General features: G+C 70.5%; 17 protein-coding genes, 1 rRNA gene and 1 riboswitch. Of the genes, 14 read left to right on the top strand and 4 right to left on the bottom strand.

The features are described from left to right. The 11 genes from rrf to E6R18_RS16120 all read left to right on the top strand — a co-directional run. A 5S ribosomal RNA gene (rrf, locus tag E6R18_RS16070) occupies positions 1-74 on the top strand; the annotation flags it as partial. Between the two features lie 148 nt (positions 75-222). After that, positions 223-831: a CDP-alcohol phosphatidyltransferase family protein gene (locus E6R18_RS16075; protein ID WP_136317574.1), complete on the top strand. Its 609-nt coding sequence runs from the start codon at positions 223-225 to the stop codon at positions 829-831. 112 nt (positions 832-943) lie between these two features. Next, the gene (locus E6R18_RS16080; protein WP_136317575.1) at positions 944-3,439 is read left to right on the top strand and encodes a mannose-1-phosphate guanyltransferase; all 2,496 of its coding nucleotides are present in this window, start codon (positions 944-946) and stop codon (positions 3,437-3,439) included. A 126-nt stretch (positions 3,440-3,565) separates the two neighbouring features. Then, positions 3,566-4,468: a DUF881 domain-containing protein gene (locus E6R18_RS16085; RefSeq protein ID WP_136317576.1), complete on the top strand. Its 903-nt coding sequence runs from the start codon at positions 3,566-3,568 to the stop codon at positions 4,466-4,468. After that, positions 4,465-4,797 carry a small basic family protein gene (locus E6R18_RS16090; protein ID WP_003970459.1) on the top strand — a complete coding sequence of 111 codons (333 nt, stop codon included), beginning with the start codon at positions 4,465-4,467 and terminating at the stop codon, positions 4,795-4,797. Before E6R18_RS16085 ends, E6R18_RS16090 begins: the two co-directional genes overlap by 4 nt. Before the next feature lie 5 nt (positions 4,798-4,802). Further along, a complete protein-coding gene (locus tag E6R18_RS16095; protein ID WP_136317577.1) occupies positions 4,803-5,591 on the top strand; it encodes a DUF881 domain-containing protein in 789 nt (262 codons plus the stop codon). 82 nt (positions 5,592-5,673) lie between these two features. Continuing rightward, positions 5,674-6,537 carry an FHA domain-containing protein gene (locus E6R18_RS16100; RefSeq protein WP_240799284.1) on the top strand — a complete coding sequence of 288 codons (864 nt, stop codon included), beginning with the start codon at positions 5,674-5,676 and terminating at the stop codon, positions 6,535-6,537. A 42-nt stretch (positions 6,538-6,579) separates the two neighbouring features. Then, on the top strand, positions 6,580-7,323 hold the full coding sequence (locus tag E6R18_RS16105) for a MerR family transcriptional regulator (protein WP_136317578.1): 744 nt from the start codon (positions 6,580-6,582) through the stop codon (positions 7,321-7,323). Positions 7,324-7,376: 53 nt separating this feature from the next. Next, the gene (locus tag E6R18_RS16110) at positions 7,377-7,853 is read left to right on the top strand and encodes a bifunctional nuclease family protein (protein WP_003946924.1); all 477 of its coding nucleotides are present in this window, start codon (positions 7,377-7,379) and stop codon (positions 7,851-7,853) included. A 167-nt stretch (positions 7,854-8,020) separates the two neighbouring features. Continuing rightward, positions 8,021-8,638 carry a MerR family transcriptional regulator gene (locus E6R18_RS16115; RefSeq protein WP_136204881.1) on the top strand — a complete coding sequence of 206 codons (618 nt, stop codon included), beginning with the start codon at positions 8,021-8,023 and terminating at the stop codon, positions 8,636-8,638. A 92-nt stretch (positions 8,639-8,730) separates the two neighbouring features. Then, entirely contained in the window at positions 8,731-10,194 is a 1,464-nt protein-coding gene (locus E6R18_RS16120) for a DNA polymerase IV (protein ID WP_136317579.1), read from the top strand. Here the strand turns inward: E6R18_RS16120 and E6R18_RS16125 are convergent. Beyond that, on the bottom strand, positions 10,119-10,487 hold the full coding sequence (locus tag E6R18_RS16125) for a PRC-barrel domain-containing protein (protein WP_136317580.1): 369 nt from the start codon (positions 10,485-10,487) through the stop codon (positions 10,119-10,121). The two genes, E6R18_RS16120 and E6R18_RS16125, sit on opposite strands and share 76 nt — an antisense overlap. A 115-nt stretch (positions 10,488-10,602) precedes the next feature. Further along, a riboswitch (glycine riboswitch) is annotated at positions 10,603-10,699 on the top strand. A 190-nt stretch (positions 10,700-10,889) separates the two neighbouring features. On the opposite strand from E6R18_RS16125, the gene gcvP reads away from it, so the two are divergent. After that, positions 10,890-13,775, top strand: coding sequence for an aminomethyl-transferring glycine dehydrogenase (gene gcvP, locus E6R18_RS16130; protein ID WP_136317581.1), 2,886 nt, complete (start codon positions 10,890-10,892; stop codon positions 13,773-13,775). Between the two features lie 96 nt (positions 13,776-13,871). Here the strand turns inward: gcvP and E6R18_RS16135 are convergent, their stop codons facing one another. Together E6R18_RS16135 and E6R18_RS16140 are read right to left on the bottom strand one after the other, a co-directional pair. Next, the gene (locus E6R18_RS16135; RefSeq protein ID WP_136317582.1) at positions 13,872-14,078 is read right to left on the bottom strand and encodes a DUF5999 family protein; all 207 of its coding nucleotides are present in this window, start codon (positions 14,076-14,078) and stop codon (positions 13,872-13,874) included. Positions 14,079-14,402: 324 nt separating this feature from the next. Beyond that, positions 14,403-14,999 (bottom strand): hypothetical protein, encoded by a 597-nt coding sequence (locus tag E6R18_RS16140; protein WP_136317583.1) that lies wholly within the window; start codon positions 14,997-14,999, stop codon positions 14,403-14,405. A gap of 484 nt (positions 15,000-15,483) precedes the next feature. Between E6R18_RS16140 and E6R18_RS16145 the strand changes: the two genes are divergently transcribed. Then, positions 15,484-16,989, top strand: a complete 1,506-nt coding sequence (locus tag E6R18_RS16145) for a glutamate-cysteine ligase family protein (RefSeq protein ID WP_136317584.1) — start codon at positions 15,484-15,486, stop codon at positions 16,987-16,989. 87 nt (positions 16,990-17,076) lie between these two features. Here the strand turns inward: E6R18_RS16145 and E6R18_RS16150 are convergent, their stop codons facing one another. Then, positions 17,077-18,861, bottom strand: coding sequence for a substrate-binding domain-containing protein (locus tag E6R18_RS16150; RefSeq protein WP_240799756.1), 1,785 nt, complete (start codon positions 18,859-18,861; stop codon positions 17,077-17,079). Between the two features lie 184 nt (positions 18,862-19,045). Between E6R18_RS16150 and E6R18_RS16155 the strand changes: the two genes are divergently transcribed. Then, positions 19,046-19,825, top strand: coding sequence for a CPBP family intramembrane glutamic endopeptidase (locus tag E6R18_RS16155; protein ID WP_136317585.1), 780 nt, complete (start codon positions 19,046-19,048; stop codon positions 19,823-19,825). Positions 19,826-19,834: the final 9 nt, after the last annotated feature.

Genomic DNA, 19,834 nt, shown 5'->3' on the forward strand with positions numbered 1-19,834 from the left:
ACCCGGAAGCTAAGCCTTTCAGCGCCGATGGTACTGCAGGGGGGACCCTGTGGGAGAGTAGGACGCCGCCGAACTCCTTTTAGGAAGAGCCCCGTGCCCTTGTGGCACGGGGCTCTTCTGCGTTTCCAGACCTCCTCGGCCACCCCTGTGCACCCGCCTGCGGAGGCTGAGGGTAGGGTCAGGGGGCATCATTGGCACGTTCTTGACACAGGAGGCCCCCGGGTGGAGGTCCAGGAGACCCGCGTTCAGACGGACCGGGTACTCACCATCCCCAACATCCTCAGCATGGCGCGCCTCGTCGGCGTACCTCTCTTCCTGTGGCTGATTCTCCGCCCCGAGTTCGGCGGACCCAAGAGCGATCGCTGGGCATTGCTGGTCCTGATGTTCAGCGGCGTCAGTGACTACCTCGACGGCAAGCTCGCGCGTCGATGGAACCAGATCAGCAGCCTCGGCCGACTCCTCGACCCGGCCGCCGACCGCCTCTACATCCTTTCTACTCTCGTCGGGCTGACCTGGCGCGAGATCCTGCCTCTCTGGCTCACCGCGGCTCTGCTCGCCCGCGAGCTGATGCTTCTCGTGATGGTGGGAATCCTGCGCCGGCACGGCTACCCGCCGCCGCAGGTGAACTTTCTGGGCAAGGCGGCCACGTTCAACCTCATGTACGCATTCCCCTTGTTGCTGCTCAGCGACGGAAGTGGTTGGCTGGCAGAGGTGGCCACCGTTTTCGGATGGGCGTTCGCAGGGTGGGGTACAACCCTGTATTGGTGGGCAGGAATCCTTTACGTGGTTCAGGTCCGCCGACTCGTCAAGGCGGATGCAGTAGCCGATTGAGCTCGTTGAAGTGGTGCCGCGCAACGTCGCCGGCCCGCAGCTGATGACACAGATGCTGCCCTGACGGGTGAAGTCGGCTCGACCGTCGTCTCTCAAGGAGGACGTTTCCGACATGAAGGCTGTCGTGATGGCTGGCGGCGAAGGCACTCGTCTTCGCCCCATGACCTCGAGCATGCCCAAGCCGCTCCTGCCCGTAGCCAATCGGCCGATCATGGAGCATGTGCTCCGACTGCTGAAACGGCACGGGCTCAATGAGACGGTCGTGACCGTCCAGTTCCTCGCCTCTCTGGTGAAGAACTATTTCGGGGACGGCGAAGAGCTCGGAATGGAGCTCAGTTATGCCAACGAGGAGAAGCCGCTCGGCACCGCGGGCAGCGTGAAGAATGCCGAAGAGGCGTTGAAGGACGACACCTTCCTCGTCATTTCCGGCGACGCGCTCACCGACTTCGACCTCACGGACCTCATCGCCTTCCACAAGGAAAAGGGCGGACTGGTCACCGTCTGCCTCACGCGTGTCCCCAACCCCCTGGAGTTCGGGATCACGATCGTGGACGAGGAGGGCCAGGTCGAACGGTTCCTGGAGAAGCCCACCTGGGGCCAGGTCTTCTCCGACACCGTCAACACGGGCATCTACGTCATGGAGCCCGAGGTCTTCAACTACGTCGACGCCGACGTCTCCGTCGACTGGTCCGGAGACGTCTTCCCGCAGCTGATGAAGGAAGGCAAGCCCATCTACGGCTACGTCGCCGAGGGCTACTGGGAGGACGTCGGCACGCACGAGAGCTACGTGAAGGCCCAGGCCGACGTGCTCGAGCGCAAGGTCGATGTGGAGATCGACGGCTTCGAGATCTCGCCCGGGGTCTGGGTGGCGGAGGGTGCGGACGTACACCCCGACGCAGTCCTGCGAGGGCCGCTGTACATCGGCGACTACGCCAAGGTCGAGGCCGGCGTGGAGATCCGCGAGCACACGGTCATCGGATCGAACGTCGTCGTGAAGAGCGGTGCCTTCCTGCACAAGGCCGTCGTCCACGACAACGTGTACATCGGCGACCACAGCAACCTGCGCGGCTGCGTGATCGGGAAGAACACCGACATCATGCGCGCCTCCCGGATCGAGGACGGCGCCGTCATCGGCGACGAGTGCCTCGTCGGTGAGGAATCGATCATCCAGGGGAACGTGCGCGTCTACCCCTTCAAGACCATCGAGGCCGGTGCCTTCGTCAACACCTCGGTGATCTGGGAGTCCCGTGGGCAGGCGCATCTCTTCGGGGCGCGCGGGGTCTCCGGAATCCTGAACGTGGAGATCACTCCGGAGCTGGCCGTCAGGCTGGCCGGCGCCTACGCGACGACGCTCAAGAAGGGCTCCACCGTCACCACCGCCCGGGACCACTCCCGTGGCGCCCGCGCCCTCAAACGGGCCGTGATCTCCGCGCTCCAGGCCAGCGCCATCGACGTACGGGACCTGGAGAACGTACCGCTGCCCGTAGCCCGGCAGCAGACCGCGCGGGGAAGTGCCGGCGGGATCATGATCCGGACCTCGCAGGGCGTGCCCGACTCCGTCGACATCATGTTCTTCGACGAACGCGGAGCGGACCTCTCCCAGGCGCGGCAGCGCAAGCTGGACCGGGTCTACGCCAGGCAGGAGTACCGGCGTGCCTTCCCGGGCGAGATCGGGGACATCTACTTCCCGTCCAGCGTCTTCGACTCGTACACCGGGGCCCTCCTGCGGAACGTCGACACGACGGGGATCGCCGACGCACAGCTCAAGGTCGTCGTCGACGCCTCCAACGGCAGCGCGGGGCTCGTGCTGCCGAGCCTTCTGGGGCGGCTGGGCGTGGACGCGCTCACCATCAACCCCGGTCTTGACGAATCGCGCCCCACCGAGTCGGCCGAGACCCGGCGCAACGGGCTCGTGCGGCTGGGGGAGATCGTCTCCTCGGCGCGGGCAGCCTTCGGCGTCCGGTTCGACCCCGTGGGCGAACGGCTCTCGCTCGTCGACGAGCGGGGCCGGATCGTGGAGGACGACCGGGCCCTGCTGGTCATGCTCGACCTCGTCGCCGCCGAGCGGCGCAGCGGACGCGTCGCGCTGCCGGTGACCACCACCAGGGTCGCCGAGCAGGTCGCCGCGTACCACGGCACCCAGGTCGAGTGGACGACGACGTCGCCCGACGACCTGACCCGGGTGGGGCGTGAGGAAGGCACCATCTTCGGTGGAGACGGGCGCGGCGGCTTCATCGTTCCCGAATTCAGCAGCGTCTTCGACGGAACGGCCGCATTCGTACGGCTCATCGGCCTCGTGGCCCGCACCCAGCTCACGCTCAGCCAGATCGATGCCCGCATCCCGCGCGCCCACGTCCTGCGCCGCGACCTCGCGACGCCGTGGGCCGTCAAGGGCCTGGTGATGCGCCGGGTCGTGGAGGCCGCCGGAGACCGTGACGTCGACACGACGGACGGCGTACGGGTCGTGGAGGCGGACGGGCGCTGGGTGATGGTCCTGCCCGACCGGGCGGAAGCGGTCACCCACCTCTGGGCGGAAGGCCCCGACGACGCCTCGGCGCAGGCGCTGCTCGACGAGTGGGCGGCGGTCGTCGACAGCGCGGGCGACTGAGTCCGGCCGCCGGAAGGGTGAACGGGCAGCCGGCCCGGGGACGGGCCGGCTGCCCGTTTCCGCGCCCGGCGGGCCAATGGTGGGGCCATTCGGCGGATGCCGCCGCGACATGCGACGATGTGCGGCATGTCGCAGCAGCCCCCAGGTCGGAGCACGGCCCCGCCGCCCAAACGCCCCGACGCGTCCATGCTGCTGCTGACCAACGTGATGGAGCACAGCCTCGACGACGGCTACGCCGAAGCGGCGGCGCGGCGCGCGGCCGAGGGGCAGGCGGGCATGCCCCGTACGCTCAAGGCGAAGCTCGGGTTCGCCGCGTGCCTGGTCCTGGCCGCACTCGTCGTCACACTCGGCGCCGCCCAGGCGCGGGTGACGGCCCCGGTGCTGGCCAAGGAGCGCCAGGAGCTCATCGACCGGATCGACGCGGAGACGACGGCGGCCGACACCCTTGAGGCGCAGGTGGAGGACGTCCGCGACGACGTGAGCAAGCGCCAGCGCAAAGCCCTGCAGGAGCACGGGGGCGACCAGGCCGAGCTGGTGGCGCTGCTCTCCGGGGCGACGCCCGTGCGGGGTCCGGGGGTCAAGGTCGTCGTCGACGACGCCGAGGACACCGACCAGGGCGGTGGCGGACCGCGGGAGACCAGCGGCTTCTCCGACACCGGGCGGGTCAGGGACCGGGACATGCAGCGGGTCGTCAACGGCCTGTGGCAGTCCGGCGCCGAGGCCATCGCCATCAACGGGCAGCGTCTGACGGCCCTGTCGGCGATCCGGGCCGCGGGCGACGCCATACTGGTCGACAACAAGCCGCTCGCGCCCCCGTACTCGGTGCTCGCGGTGGGGGACGGCAAGAAGCTCGGCGCGGCCTTCCGGGACAGCGCCGACGGCCAGTACCTGCAGGCGCTGAAGGACACCTTCGACATCAGGACCAGCATCTCCGTCCAGGAGAAGGTGGATCTCCCGGCCGCCCCCAGCCTGATCGTACGGACCGCAGAGCCATACAAGGCTGCAGACACAGGGAAGGGCACATCGTGATCGCCGTACTGGGCCTCGTCGTGGGAGTCGTGGTCGGACTGTTGGTCCGGCCCGAAGTGCCGGCGGTGGTCGAGCCCTATCTCCCGATCGCCGTCGTGGCCGCCCTCGACGCGGTCTTCGGCGGGCTGCGGGCCATGCTCGACGGCATCTTCGTCGACAAGGTCTTCGTGGTCTCGTTCCTCTCGAACGTCGTCGTGGCGGCCCTCATCGTCTTCCTGGGCGACAAGCTGGGCGTCGGCGCCCAGCTCTCCACGGGTGTGGTGGTCGTGCTGGGCATCCGGATCTTCTCCAACGCCGCGGCGATCCGCCGGCACGTCTTCCGGGCCTGATGCCGATGAGCAACGACGCCTTCGACGACGGCGGGGAGCGGCCCGGCGACCAGCCGGCGGACGCCCCCCAGGAGCTCACCGGGCGCCAGCGGCTGGTCGCCGGCATCTGGCCGCCCCGGGTCACCCGCGCCCAACTCATCGTCGCCCTGCTGCTGTTCGTCCTCGGCCTGGGACTGGCCATCCAGGTGCGGTCCAACAGCGACAACAGCGCTCTGCGTGGTGCCCGCCAGGAGGACCTGGTGCGCATCCTGGACGAGGTGGACGACCGTACACAGCGGCTGGAGGACGAGAAGCAGCGCCTGGACGACCAGCGCACGGAGCTGGAGAACAGCTCCGACCAGGCCGAGGAGGCCCGGAAGCAGACGGTCGAGAAGGAGCGGCAACTAGGTGTGCTCGCGGGCACCGTGGCGGCGCACGGCCCGGGGATCACGCTGACGGTGAACGACCCCGGTGGAGCCGTGCGGCCCGACATGCTGCTCGACGCCCTGCAGGAGCTGAGGGCGGCCGGCGCCGAGGCGGTCGAGGTCAACGGCGTACGCGTGGTGGCCAATACGTACTTCTCCGGCGAAGGCGGTGCCGTCAAGGTCGACGGCCGCAAGATCACCGCCCCGTACGTCTTCAAGGTCATCGGCAAGCCGCAGGATCTGGAACCGGCGCTCAACATCCCCGGGGGTGTGGTGCAGACGCTGGAGAAGGAGCAGGCCACGGTGCATGTGGCGCGGGCCGACGACATTGTCGTGGACGCCTTGCGACCGGCAAAGCGGCCTGACTACGCTCGGTCGTCGGGCCAGTGAGCCCCGGGCGCCCGGGCGTCGGGGGACACGAGCGGAAGGTTGCGGGGGGTCGCCGCATCGTAATCGCGGCGCGTGGTGGAAACTGTCGAGTGGATACGGACGTTGTGCAGATGTCCGGGTCGGCAGGTGTGTTCATTCAGGGTTCGTCCTGCCCCACGGGCGGGTCTGTTTCGGTCAAGGGGAATCGCCCGTGAAGTTGTTTGGGAAGTTGTTCGGCAAGAGCGCACGCGACGAGGCCGCACGGCATCGCGCGCCGCGCCATGGTCAGCCCGACGAGCAGGGCTCGGAGCGCCCGCTCTTCCGCGACCAGGTGGCGGGCCAGGGGGGTGACCACCCGGGCGGTCCCGGCGCGTCGTCCGTTGACCCTGCCGGTCCCGGCCGCATAGGTTTCGGAGCCCCGAGCCAGGAGGCTTCGTCCATGCCGGTCTGTACGAGGTGCGGCCACCGCAATGCCGAGGCCAGCCGTTTCTGCTCCAACTGCGGTGCGCCGCTGCGGGGCGGGGTCCCCGAGCGTGCCTCGGAGACGACGTCGACCATCTCCATCTCGGGCCTGGAGGCATACGAGGCGGAGGCGACCGGCCAGACCGCCGTGCCGTCGCTGTCTCCCGAGGCGCAGGCCGCCGTCGACGCCCTGCCGCTCGGCTCGGCGCTCCTGGTGGTGCGACGCGGCCCGAACTCCGGCAGCCGCTTCCTGCTGGACGGCGAGCTGACCACGGCCGGCCGCCACCCGCAGAGCGACATCTTCCTCGACGACGTGACGGTGTCGCGCCGTCACGTGGAGTTCCGCCGCAACGCCGACGGCAGCTTCACGGTCGGGGACGTCGGCAGCCTCAACGGCACCTACGTCAACCGTGAGCGGATCGACTCCGTCGCCCTGTCCAACGGCGACGAAGTGCAGATCGGCAAGTACCGGCTGGTCTTCTACGCGAGCCAGCGCGGCATCTGACCCGCCCCCGGACGCCGTCCGGGGGGACCCTCAGGAAGGCCCATGCTGAGAACACCGAGCGGCGGTGCCGGGAACGGCACCGCCGCCGACGACCGGCCGATGAGCATCGGCACGGTGCTCCTGCACCTGCGGGAGGAGTTCCCCGAGGTCACCATCTCCAAGATCCGGTTCCTGGAGGCCGAAGGGCTCGTCGAACCGCAGCGGACGCCTTCCGGCTATCGCAAGTTCACCCCGGCCGACGTCGAGCGGCTCGCCCAGGTGCTGCGGATGCAGCGGGACCACTACCTCCCGCTCAAGGTCATCCGTGAGCATCTGGACGCCCTCGCCCGGGGCGAGCAGGTGGCCCTGCCCTCCCCGGACGGGGAGCGGCGGGAGGCGGCGGACGGCGGCTGGACGGGCGGGCCCGGGCGGGCCACGGCGGCCCGGATCGGCCGCGCCGAGCTGCTGGTCGCCGCCGAGGTCACCGAGAGCGACCTCGATGCCTGGGAGTCCTACGGCCTCGTCGCACCGACGCCGGACGGCGGCTACGACGCCGAGATGGTGACCGTCGCCAGGCTTGTGGCGGATCTGGGGCGATTCGGTCTGGAACCCCGTCATCTGAGGGCCATGCGGGCGGCCGCCGACCGGGAGGCGGGACTCATCGAGCAGGTGGTCGCGCCGCTGCGCCGGCACCGGAATCCGCAGACCAGAGCGCATGCCGAGGCCACCGCCAAGGAGCTGGCAGAGCTGTCCGTACGGCTGCATTCCGCCCTCGTGCAGACCGCCCTGCAGGTGCGGCTCCACTGATGTCGGCCGAGCCCGACTACCCAAACCTGCCGAGCACGTCCTAGGGTTGCTGTGTGAACGAGCTCGACGTTGTGGGTGTCCGGGTGGAAATGCCCTCCAACCAACCGATCGTGCTCCTGCGTGAAGTGGGAGGCGACCGGTACCTCCCCATTTGGATCGGTCCTGGTGAGGCGACCGCGATCGCCTTCGCCCAGCAGGGCATGGCTCCGGCCAGGCCGCTGACCCATGATCTCTTCAAGGATGTGCTCGAGGCCGTCGGTCAGGAGCTCACCGAGGTCCGCATCACGGACCTGCGCGAAGGGGTTTTCTACGCGGAGCTGGTCTTCGCCAGCGGTGTCGAGGTGAGCGCGCGTCCTTCGGACGCCATAGCGCTCGCCCTGCGCACCGGCACGCCGATCTACGGCAGTGACGGGGTGCTCGACGACGCGGGGATCGCGATCCCCGACGAGCAGGAGGACGAGGTGGAGAAGTTCCGCGAGTTCCTCGACCAGATCTCGCCGGAGGACTTCGGTACGAACAACAGCCAGTGACGTCCCCGAGGGCCGCCGTCGGCATATCCGGTGAGCCTTTCCCCGCCGAGGGTCACGCGAAACCACCCTCAGGGTGATTATCACTCGGCGTGCCGAGTGTGGCGATCGTTGACGCACCCCGGGTGACTGCCTACCTTCGAGTGGGCAGGTCAAGGACGGAGGTCGGCGTGAGAAGCAGCGGCGACGGTACGGCGGCGGGTGCGCCGTATCCGCAGCAGGGGAGTACAGCCGACCGCACCATGAGGCAGCCGGCGGTGCCGGCTGCTGTGGCGGGGGGCGGCGTGGCATCGGCCGACGACATCGGCTATCGCGGGCCGACGGCGTGCGCGGCGGCGGGGATCACCTATCGGCAGCTCGACTACTGGGCCCGTACCGGCCTGGTCGAGCCGAGTGTCCGTCCGGCGTACGGATCGGGCACCCAGCGGCTCTACAGCTTCCGGGACGTCGTCCTGCTGAAGATCGTGAAGCGCTTCCTCGACACCGGTGTGGCCCTCCAGAACATCCGCACCACGGTCCAGCACCTGCGGGCCCGTGGTTTCCAGGATCTGGAGCGCATGACGCTGATGAGCGACGGGGCGACGGTCTACGAGTGCTCCTCGCCCGCCGAGGTCGTGGACCTGCTCCAAGGGGGCCAGGGCGTCTTCGGTATCGCCGTGGGGGTGGTGTGGCGGGACGTGGACGCCGCGCTGTCACAGCTGCACGGGGAGCGCGTGGACACCGGGGAGACCCTGATCGGGCACAACCCCACCGACGAGCTCGCGCGGCGCCGCAACCGGGCCGTCTGAGCCACTGAGCGCCCCGTCCGGGACGGGAATCGCGGCCTAGCGGGCAGTGGTGGCGGGGCGATTGTCAGTGCCGTAGGGCACCATCGGCTGGTGTGAGAGCCGCGCCCACCATCCTGCATCTGGACATGGATGCCTTCTACGCCTCCGCGGAGCAGGCGGCGAAGCCGAGCCTGCGCGGCAAACCGGTCGTGGTGGGCGGGCTCGGCCCCCGCGGGGTCGTCGCGACCGCCTCGTACGAGGCACGGCGGTTCGGGGTGCACTCGGCCATGCCGATGGCGCAGGCCAGGCGGCTCGCGCCGAACGCCGCCTATCTGGTTCCGCGCTTCGCGCTCTACCGGTCCGTGAGCGACCAGGTCATGGAGCTGCTGGGCCGCCTCTCGCCGCTGGTGGAGCCGCTGAGCCTGGACGAGGCATTCGTCGACCTGGAAGCGGGCTCCATGGCCGACGACGCCGCCTCGGCCCTGGAGATCGGCCGGCAGCTGCGCGAGGCGATCGAGGCGGTCACCGGGCTGAGTGGTTCGGTCGGTCTCGCGGGTTCCAAGATGCTCGCCAAGATCGCCTCCGAGGAGGCGAAGCCCGACGGGATACGGCTGATCGAGCCCGGCACCGAGCGGGACATGCTCGCTCCCATGCCGGTGAGAACGCTGCCCGGCGTCGGCCCCGCCACCGCGGACCATCTGCGCCGCGCCGGGATGACCACGGTGGACGACCTGGCCGAGGCGGGCGAGGCGGAGCTCGTACGGCTGCTGGGGAAGGCGCACGGCGGCTCGCTGCACCGGATGGCGTTCGGCTACGACGACCGGCCGGTGGTGGCCGAGCGCGACGCGAAATCGGTGTCGGTCGAGGACACCTTCGACACGGACCTGCACGACCGGGTCCGGGTGCGGACCGAGGTGGAGCGGCTGGCCGACCGGTGCGTCCAGCGGCTGAGGGCGGCCGGGCGGTCGGGGCGCACGGTGGTGCTGAAGGTGCGCCGGTACGACTTCTCCACCCTGACCCGTTCGGAGACCCTGCGCGGCCCCACCGACGACCCCGCCGTGGTACGGGAGGCCGCCGCACGGCTCCTGGAGTCCGTGGACACCACCGGGGGCGTGCGGCTCCTTGGCGTGGGCGTCACGGGGCTCGCCGACTTCACCCAGGAGGACCTGTTCGCCCAGGCGGCCGGCGAGCGGGCGGCGGCCGCTCTCCCGGGCGGCCCCGATGAGCGGCCCGAGAAGGCCGCCGACAGCCGCGAGGGGCGGCCGGAGCCCGAGCCGGGACCGGAAGCCGCCGAGCAGCCCGCCGCGCGGCGCTGGCCGGCCGGACACGACGTACGGCACGACGTGCACGGACACGGCTGGGTGCAGGGGAGCGGGGTCGGCCGGGTCACCGTGCGCTTCGAGGAACCCGGGTCCGAGCCCGGCCGGGTGCGCACGTTCCGGATCGACGACCCCGCACTGCGGCCCGCCGATCCGCTGCCGCTCGTGCGGGAGCCGCCGGACTACTCCTCCTGGCCGGCCAGCCTGCCGAAGTCGCGGTCCGGGGCCGGGGCGCCCGGGGCGGAGTCCAGCCCGTAGTGCCGGTAGAGCTGGAGCTCCTGCTCGGGGGAGAGATGGCGGCCCACCCCGAAGTCGGGCGCGTCCTTGATCAGCGCACGGTCGAACGGGACACGCAGGGTGTCCTCGACGAGTTCGCTGGGCTCCAGCGGGACGAAGGCGTCCCGGCTGAACAGGCCGGTGCGCACGGCCGCCCACTCCGGTACGCCGGTCGCGTCGTCGAGGTACACCTCGTCCACGGTCCCGATCTTGGTGCCTTTGCGGTCGAAAGCCTTGCGGCCGATCAGGCTGCGCGGGTCGATGTCGGTCTGCACGGTCCCTCCCACATGGGTCGCGGCTGGTCCACAGCACTACAGAAGTGCAGTTGCGTGGTGTCGGCCACTCGAGAATTCTCGTCGTGTACCCCGCTGGTAGGCTGTCAACGGCTGCTGACCCCGTGCGGGAGAGTCCTCCGGAACCGATCCGGAGGCGCCGAAGGAGCAAATCCTCCCCGGAATCTCTCAGGCCCCCGTACCGCGCGGACGAGGTCACTCTGGAAAGCAGGGCGGGTTGGGCGCGGCCATCGGCCGGGCGCGACTTCTCCCTCACCGACGGTGAAAGCCGGCGCCCGTGGTGCCGGTGAAGCTCTCAGGTTGAGATGACAGAGGGGGAGGCCGTTCGGGCACCCCGCGCCGTGGTGCCCCTCGCAGGTCGTGACAGACCAGGAGGCCTCCACCATGACCCCCCGTCGCACCCCGCTCGCCGAGCTGGAACAGGGCATTCCCTTCGAGCAGCGTCACATCGGTCCCGACGCCGAGGCGCAGGCGAAGATGCTCGCCCAGGTCGGTTACGGCTCGCTCGACGAGCTGACCGAGGCCGCCGTGCCCGATGTGATCAAGAGTGCCGAGGCGCTGCGGCTGCCGGAGGCCCGTACCGAGGCCGAGGTACTGGCCGAGCTGCGCCGGCTCGCCGACCGCAACGAGGTCCTGGCCCCGATGATCGGCCTCGGCTACTACGGCACGTTCACCCCGCCGGTGATCCTGCGCAACGTCATGGAGAACCCCGCCTGGTACACGGCCTACACGCCGTACCAGCCCGAGATCTCCCAGGGCCGCCTGGAAGCCCTCCTGAACTTCCAGACGATGGTCGCCGAGCTCACCGGGCTGCCCACCTCCGGCGCCTCCCTGCTCGACGAGGGAACGGCCGCCGCCGAGGCCATGGCGCTTGCCCGGCGCGTCGGCAAGGTCAAGAACGGCGTCTTCCTGGTCGACGCCGACACCCTGCCGCAGACCGTCGCCGTCATCGAGACCCGCGCCGAGCCCACCGGCGTCGAGGTCGTCGTCGCCGACCTCGCCGACGGCATCCCGGCCGAGATCGCCGAGCGCGGTGTCTTCGGCGTGCTGCTCCAGTACCCCGGCGCCTCCGGGGCCGTCCGGGACATCAAGCCCGTGATCGACCGGGCGCACGAGCTGGGCGCCGTCGTCACCGTGGCCGCCGACCTGCTGGCCCTCACCCTGCTCACCTCGCCCGGCGAGCTGGGCGCCGACATCGCCGTCGGCACCACGCAGCGCTTCGGCGTGCCGATGGGCTTCGGCGGGCCGCACGCCGGCTTCATGGCGGTCCGCGACAAGTTCGCGCGCAGCCTCCCGGGCCGCCTCGTAGGCGTCTCCGTGGACGCCGACGGCAACAAGGCGTACCGGCTGGCCCTGCAGACCCGCGAGCAGCACATCCGCCGCGAGAAGGCCACCAGCAACATCTGCACCGCTCAGGTGCTGCTCGCCGTGATGGCCGGCATGTACGCCGTCTACCACGGCCCCGAGGGGCTGCGCACGATCGCCCGGCGCACCCACCGCTACGCCGCGATCCTCGCCGAGGGCCTGCGTACGTCCGGGGTGGACGTGGTCACCGGGGCGTACTTCGACACGCTCACCGTCCGCGTCCCCGGCAAGGCGGCCGACGTCCTCTCCGACGCCCGCGAGCGCGGCGTGAACCTGCGCCTCGTCGACGCAGACACCGTCTCCCTCGCCTGCGACGAGACCACCACCCGCACCCAGGTCGCCGCCGTCTGGGCCGCCTTCGGCGCCGACGGCGACGTCGAGGCGCTGGACGCCACCACCGAGGACGCGCTGCCCGGCGCGCTGCTGCGCACCGACGAGATCCTGAGCCACCCGGTCTTCCACCAGCACCGGTCCGAGACCGCGATGCTGCGCTACCTGCGCAAGCTCGCCGACCGCGACTACGCGCTCGACCGCGGCATGATCCCGCTCGGCTCCTGCACCATGAAGCTGAACGCGACCGCCGAGATGGAGTCGGTCACCTGGCCGGAGTTCGGCGCGCTGCACCCGTTCGCGCCCGCCGAGCAGGCCCAGGGCTTCCTGACGCTGATCCGCGAGCTGGAGGAGCGGCTGGCCGAGGTCACCGGCTACGACGCGGTCTCCATCCAGCCGAACGCCGGCTCGCAGGGCGAGTTCGCCGGGCTGCTGGCCGTCCGCGCGTACCACCGCGCCAACGGCGACGAGAACCGGACCGTCTGCCTGATCCCGTCCTCGGCGCACGGCACCAACGCGGCGAGCGCCGTGATGGCCGGCATGAAGGTCGTCGTCGTGAAGACCGCCGACGACGGCGAGGTCGACATCGAGGACCTGCGGGCCAAGATCGCGCAGCACCGCGACGAGCTGGCCGTGCTCATGATCACCTACCCGTCGACGCACGGCGTCTTCGAGGAGCACGTCGCCGACATCTGCGCCGAGGTGCACGACGCCGGCGGCCAGGTCTACGTCGACGGCGCCAACCTCAACGCGCTGGTCGGCCTGGCCAAGCCCGGCCGGTTCGGCGGCGACGTCTCGCACCTGAACCTGCACAAGACCTTCTGCATCCCGCACGGCGGCGGCGGCCCCGGTGTCGGGCCGGTCGGTGTGCGCGCCCACCTGGCGCCGTACCTGCCCAACCACCCGCTGCAGCCCGCGGCCGGCCCGGAGACGGGTGTCGGACCGATCTCGGCGGCCCCGTGGGGCTCGGCCGGCATCCTGCCGATCTCCTGGGCCTATGTGCGCCTGATGGGCGGAGAGGGGCTGAAGCGGGCGACGCAGGTCGCCGTGCTGGCGGCCAACTACATCGCCAAGCGCCTCGAACCGCACTACCCGATCCTGTACAACGGTCCGGCCGGGCTGGTCGCCCACGAGTGCATCGTGGACCTGCGGCCCATCTCCAAGGCGACCGGCGTCAGCATCGACGACGTCGCCAAGCGGCTCATCGACTACGGCTTCCACTCGCCGACCATGTCGTTCCCGGTCGCCGGGACGCTGATGATCGAGCCGACCGAGAGCGAGGACCTGGCGGAGCTGGACCGCTTCTGCGACACGATGATCGCCATCCGCGGCGAGATCGAGAAGGTCGCCACGGGGGAGTGGAGCGCGGACGACAACCCGCTCGCCAACGCCCCGCACACGGCGGCTGCGCTGGGCGGGGAGTGGAAGCACGGCTACAGCCGCGAGGTGGCCGTCTTCCCGGCCGGGGTCCCGGCCGCGGACAAGTACTGGCCGCCGGTGCGCCGGATCGACGGTGCGTTCGGCGACCGCAACCTCGTCTGCTCGTGCCCGCCCCTGGACGCGTACGACAACTGATCCGGCGGCACCGGATCGAACGGTGTGACGCGGACATGCGTCGGGGCCGGTGCGGAGATTCCTCCGGGCCGGCCCCTTTCCGTACCGGGCGGCTGCTCAGGCCGCCTTCATCACCCGGCTTGCCGCCAGATGCCTGTGCGGGGCGATGATCTGCCCGTCCGGAAGCAGCTCACCGGTGTCCTCGAAGAGCAGGACGCCGTTGCACAGCAGGCTCCAGCCCTGTTCCGGGTGGTGCGCCACCTGGCGGGCGGCTTCCCGGTCGGGTGAGTCGGCTGTCGGGCAGGGTGGCTGATGCTGGCACATGGATGGGTTCTTTCGCTGCGTCGAGTTGAGTGTCCCGCGGTGTGGCGAGGTGTTCATGGCCGCCCCCGTTTCGATCGGTCCGGTCCCAGTGTTGCCCCACGGCCGTCAATCCGCAGGGATTTCGCCGCAGCGCTTACCCGCCTCCCATGACGCGTCACCCGCCCGGACGGCTCAACTCAACTGCACTGCCCCTTCGGGTGGTTCGGGGTGGCCGGATGGGACTAGTCCGGATGGGCCGGGCCCGGCACGCCGGACCGGGCGCTGTGCCCCGCCGCCCGGACCGGGTGACGGGGCACAGCGCCCGGAAGGGGAGGGCCGCCGGTTTCAGGCGGGGGCCGGGGAGCCCAGCAGGGGGCCCGTGCCCGGGGTGATGCGGGTGGTGATCACGGGCAGGAGATCGGCGGCCCGGTGCGGGCGGTGCGCCGCGATGCCCGGCGGAGCGGGCGCCAGCGGCACGAGCAGGTCGGCCGGGGCGGGGGAGCCGCAGGAGGCGTCGGCCTCGGGGTCGCCGTGCAGCCACAGGGCCAGCATGTAGAGGTCGGGGATGGACAGCAGCCTCGGCTGGCAGGGGATGCTCATTCCCTCCGCCTGGCGCAGGGCGAGCTCCGTCGAGGCGATGTACGGGCCCTCGAAGAAGTGCGAGAAGGCCCAGCCGTCGGGTGTGAGCATGGTGTCCGCCGCCGCCACCGCCCGCTCCGTGCTGCGGATCTGGAAGCGCCAGGCGGCGAGCCGGGTGACGGGCGCGACTCCGCCCGGGACGAGGTCCAGCACGTGGACGGGCAGCGGGTGTTCGGGGCTCAGAGGTCCCTGTGCGGACCGCAGGGCGGGGGTACGGGCCTCGCGGACCGCGGTCGGTGAACCGAGCGCCGCGAGAACGCTTCTCAGCGCGGGCGCGGGGGCCGGGGGAACATGCAGCGGCATAATTGGCTCGCCTCTCACTTCGGAGACACGGTGGTGCGCGGGCGGGTGCAGCAGACGGCGCTGTCGGCGTGCGGGGCCGGAGGAGGCCGGTGACTGAGCCGGTGCGTCAACTCTCTGCCTCGTCCGCGGAGTTTATACGACACGTGTTCACGCGGTGTTTCCACTAGCCGCCACGGCTATTGCCGGCAAGGCGGTATCCGGACTTTATTATGCGGAGATCGTGCTGTTTCGGCGCGAGCGGCGCAGCCGCCGCCTCGGGTTTTTCCCGCACCGCGGTCGGCTGAAACCCATCGGAGTTTTACGAGCCCTCCGTACGGGAAACCGGTCGTGGCTTCATGCCGAGTGAATGTGCCGGGGGCCCCGGCGCTCAGATTAGCGGGTGCGCGCCGTCCGCGGGGCGTTACGGATCACGTCCTGCGGGCATTATCGATCGTGATGCGAGCGGCCCCGGCCGCGTGCTGTCCACTCGAGGAGGGACACTTCGATGGGGGAGAAGGTCGTCGCGGGCGCCTTTGACCTGTCCGACCGGCAGAAGTACCGGAGGAAGCTGCACCAGTGCCTGGAGGCGCTGTCCGGACTTCTGGCCGAGCGGCGGTTCGACCGGCCGCGCAACCTCATGGGCATGGAGATCGAGCTGAATCTGACGGGCTCCGACGCCATGCCGAAGATGTTGAATGGGCAGGTGCTGGAGCGCATCGCGAGCCAGGATTTCCAGACGGAACTGGGGATGTTCAATCTGGAGGTGAACATAGTCCCCCACCATCTGTCGGGGCGCGTTCTCGATCAGCTGGCCGAAGAGCTGAGGACCGGGCTCGGATATGCCGACCGGAAGGCCGGTGAAGTCGATGCCGGGATCATGATGATCGGAATCCTGCCGACGCTCGGCCGCGACGACATGGTCCGGTCCAATCTCTCCGACGTGGACCGCTACGCCCTGCTGAACGATCAAATGGTCGCGGCCCGCGGCGAAGATTTCTCGCTGGATATCGAAGGCGTCGAGCGACTGGTCTGCACCTCCGGATCGATCACCCCGGAGGCGGCCTGCACCTCGCTCCAGCTGCATCTCCAGGTGACGCCGGAACGTTTCGCCGACGTGTGGAACGCGGCCCAGGCCGTCGCCGCCGTCCAGGTGGCCCTGGGCGCCAACTCGCCCTTCCTGTTCGGCCGCGAGGTGTGGCGCGAGTCGCGGCCGCCGCTGTTCGAGCAGGCCACCGACACCCGGCCGCCCGAACTGCGCAATCAGGGCGTGCGGCCCCGGACCTGGTTCGGGGAGAAGTGGATCGGCTCGGTCCGGGAGCTCTTCGAGGAGAACCTGCGCTACTTCCCCCCGCTGCTGCCCATCTGCGACGAGGAGGAGCCGCTGCGCGTGCTCGCCGACGGCGGGGTGCCGCGCCTCCAGGAGCTGGTCCTGCACAACGGCACGGTCTACCGGTGGAACCGGCCGGTGTACGGGCTGGCGGACGGCGTGCCCCACCTCCGGGTGGAGAACCGGGTGCTGCCCGCGGGCCCGACCGTCGCCGATGTCATCGCCAACACCGCGCTCTACTACGGCCTGGTCCGGGCCCTCGCGGAGGAGTCGCGTCCGGTGTGGACCCGGATGCCGTTCTCCGCCGCCGCGGAGAACTTCGAGACCGCGTGCCGCCGGGGCATCGACGCCGAGCTGCTGTGGCCGAGGCCGGGCCGCTCCGGGGGCCTGACCCGGGTGCCGGTGGTGAAGCTGGTACGGGACGAGCTGCTGCCGCTGGCCGCCGCTGGGCTCGACGCCTGGAACATCGAGCCGGCCGACCGGGACCACTACCTCGGGATCATCGAGGAGCGCTGCAAGCGGCGGACGAACGGCGCGTCCTGGCAGGCGGACACCTACCACCGGGCGCGCGAGGCCGGGCTCGACCGGGGCGCCGCGCTCGCCGCGATGACCCGGCGCTACGCGGAGCTGATGCAGGGCGGCGACCCCGTGCACAGCTGGCCGGTGGGCATCTGGACGCTGTGACGGGGCGGGCGCGGCCCGGCCGTAAGCCGTGGCACGTGGCCGGTGGCCGGGGCGCACCGCACGCGCCCCGGCCCCCGGCCACCGCCGCTACTCGGCCGTGCGGCCGTTCTGGCCCGCGGTCATCACGGCCTGGAGGATCACCGCCTGGATCTCGGCCGGGTCGTTCACCTGGTAGCCGCCGCCCCCGGTGACCTGGGCTATCTGGTCCACCTCCTCCCGGTCCGCCTCCGGGCCGACCGCGATGGCCAGCAGCGGGACCGGGCGGTCCGGGTCGGCGATGGCCTTCAGCTCGTCGATGAGGGCGGAGCGCGAGATGGACCGCTCGTCCTGGTTCGAACCGTCGGTCAGGATCACGACCGCGTTGAACTTGCCCTTCACATACGTGCGCTGCGCCTCCTTGTACGAGGCCAGGATCGTGTCGTACAGGCCGGTCGCGCCGTCCGGGACGGGCTGGAGCGCGGCGAACGCGGCGGCCAGCTTCTCCCGGTGGGTGCCGCCGCCCTTCTCCGCGTCACCGAGCCGGGAGGTCGGTACCAGCCGGCGGTAGTCCTTGTCGCCGTCGAGCGTGGTGGCGAACTCCCACAGGCCGATCTCGTCGTTCGGCGTGAACTGGTTGAGGGCCTGGATCAGGGACGCCTTGGTGACGTCCATGCGGGACTGGTTGCGGCCCGGCACGATCGTGGCCATCGAGCCCGAGGCGTCGACGACCGTGGTGAGCCGTGCGCTCTGCACGGTGATCGTCCACATGCCGAGCGTCTCCTGGAGCGCCTCGTCCGAGGGCGGGGGCGGCTGCCGCTCGGCGTACGGCTGAGGCTTCTCGCCACCCGCCGCCGCGACCACCTTCTCGTCGGCCGAGCCGTCCGTGGTGCGGAAGCCGTGCTCCTGGAGGGTGCGCAGGGAGCTGTCCTCGGAGAGCAGGGTCATGAAGCGCAGTGCGGCGCGGCTCTCGTCCGTGCTCTGCTTCTGCTCGTCGACCAGCGTGAACGGGTAGTCGAGCAGCGGAGTGCCGTCCTTCGGGTAGAAGAGATCGACCTTTCCGTCGCCCGTGGACTCGGCGTTGTGGGCGAAGGCGGCCTGTTCCGAGAGCAGCACCGCCTGGTTGCGTGCCGGATTGCCCTCCTCGGCGCCGGAGCCGTCCTGCGGCAGGGTCGCCACCACCTGGGTGTCCCCGTCCGACATCCGCTGGGCGAGCAGCTTCGCGGTGGCCGCGACCCTGGTGTCGCTGTCCCCGCCCTGCTTGCCGGCGGACGCGCCGATGCTGGACAGGGCCAGCAGGCCGGTGGCGGAACGCGCGGGGTCGGCCGCGCCGAGCCGCACCTTGTCCGACTCCATGGCCGCGCCCGTCAACTCCGCCCAGGAGTACGTCTTCCTGGGCCAGCCCAGGCTCTTGGCGGCCGTGGGGACCATGGCCAGCGTGACGGGGGAGGAGGCGATCGAATCGCCCGGCGTGATCGGGATGGCGTCCCCGTCGCCCTTGGCCCGGCTCAGCCACAGATCGGAGTCGGGAAGCCATATCTGGTAGTCGGGGGCGCGGGTGCCGCTGGCGAGCGCGTCCGCCACCTTGTACGAGTCGCGGGCCACCACGTTCACGTCGAGGCAGCGGCCGTCGGAGCGCACCTCGTCCTTGCGCGCCCGGTCGGCGACGGCACGCACGGCGGGAGCGATGTCCGGCGAGGTCACCATGGACAGGTGTACGGCGCTGTCCTCGCACGACTTCGAGAACGAGAGCAACCCGCCCTGTACCGCGATCGCCGCTCCCCCCGCCACGGCGAGTACGAGCACGGTGGCGATGACGACGGTGCGCCGGCGGCGCGGTGGACGGTCCCCGCCTCCGGCCGCGGCGTAGTCGTCGGGCAAGCTGTGACGTCCCATGTCGGTGGTGCCCCTCCTTGAGGATGAACAAGGAAATGGGGGACCACACCATCGGCAATGGCGCTCGCCCCCCGGCCTGTCGCGCATGATCTTCGTACCTGCATTCGAGACCCTAGCGGGGCGGCGAGGGGCTTGGGACGCGAATGCACAACTGAGAGCAGGTGTACAGGTGGAGGCGGGGCGTGTGGCTGATTCTTTTCCCCAGGAGGCCGTGTCACAACGGATTCTCCGGTCCGAGGCAGTGCTCGTGCTGGCGCTCTCGCTGGGGGCGAGCGGAGTGTCTGCCCTCATCAGTTTTGTCGGATCGCTGACGAAACCAGGGGGTTTGAAGGATCAGGCGGCGACCCTCAACGGTTCGTACGCTCCGGGCCGCCCTTGGCTGGATCTCGCCTGGCAGCTGTTCGGTATCGCGACGGCTCTGGTGCCCGTGGCGCTGGTGGCGCATCTGCTGATCCGGGAAGGGGCGGGGCTGCGGGTCATCGGCTTCGACCGCACCCGGCCGGGGCAGGACCTGGCGCGCGGCACGGTGGTCGCGGCGGGGATCGGCAGCGCCGGACTGGCGTTCTATCTGGTGGCCAGGGCCGCCGGGTTCAACCTCACGGTCGTCCCCGAGTCGCTGCCCGAGGTGTGGTGGAAGTTCCCCGTCCTCATCCTCTCGGCACTCCAGAACTCGGTGCTGGAGGAAGTGATCGTCGTCGGATACCTGCTGCGCCGGCTGGGGCAGTTGGGGTGGACGCCGATGGCGGCGCTGGTCGCGAGTTCGGTGCTGCGCGGCTCGTACCACCTCTACCAGGGCATCGGCGGGTTCATCGGCAACATGGTGATGGGGATCGTCTTCGTGCTGCTGTACCGCCGCTGGCAGCGGGTGGGACCGCTGGTCGCGGCGCACGCGCTCCTCGACATCGGCGCCTTCGTCGGGTACGCGCTGCTCGCCGGGAAGGTGGACTGGCTGCCCACGCCGTGAACGGCGGCG

The organism is Streptomyces sp. A1277 (assembly GCF_004795015.1).
Lineage (GTDB): Bacteria > Actinomycetota > Actinomycetes > Streptomycetales > Streptomycetaceae > Streptomyces.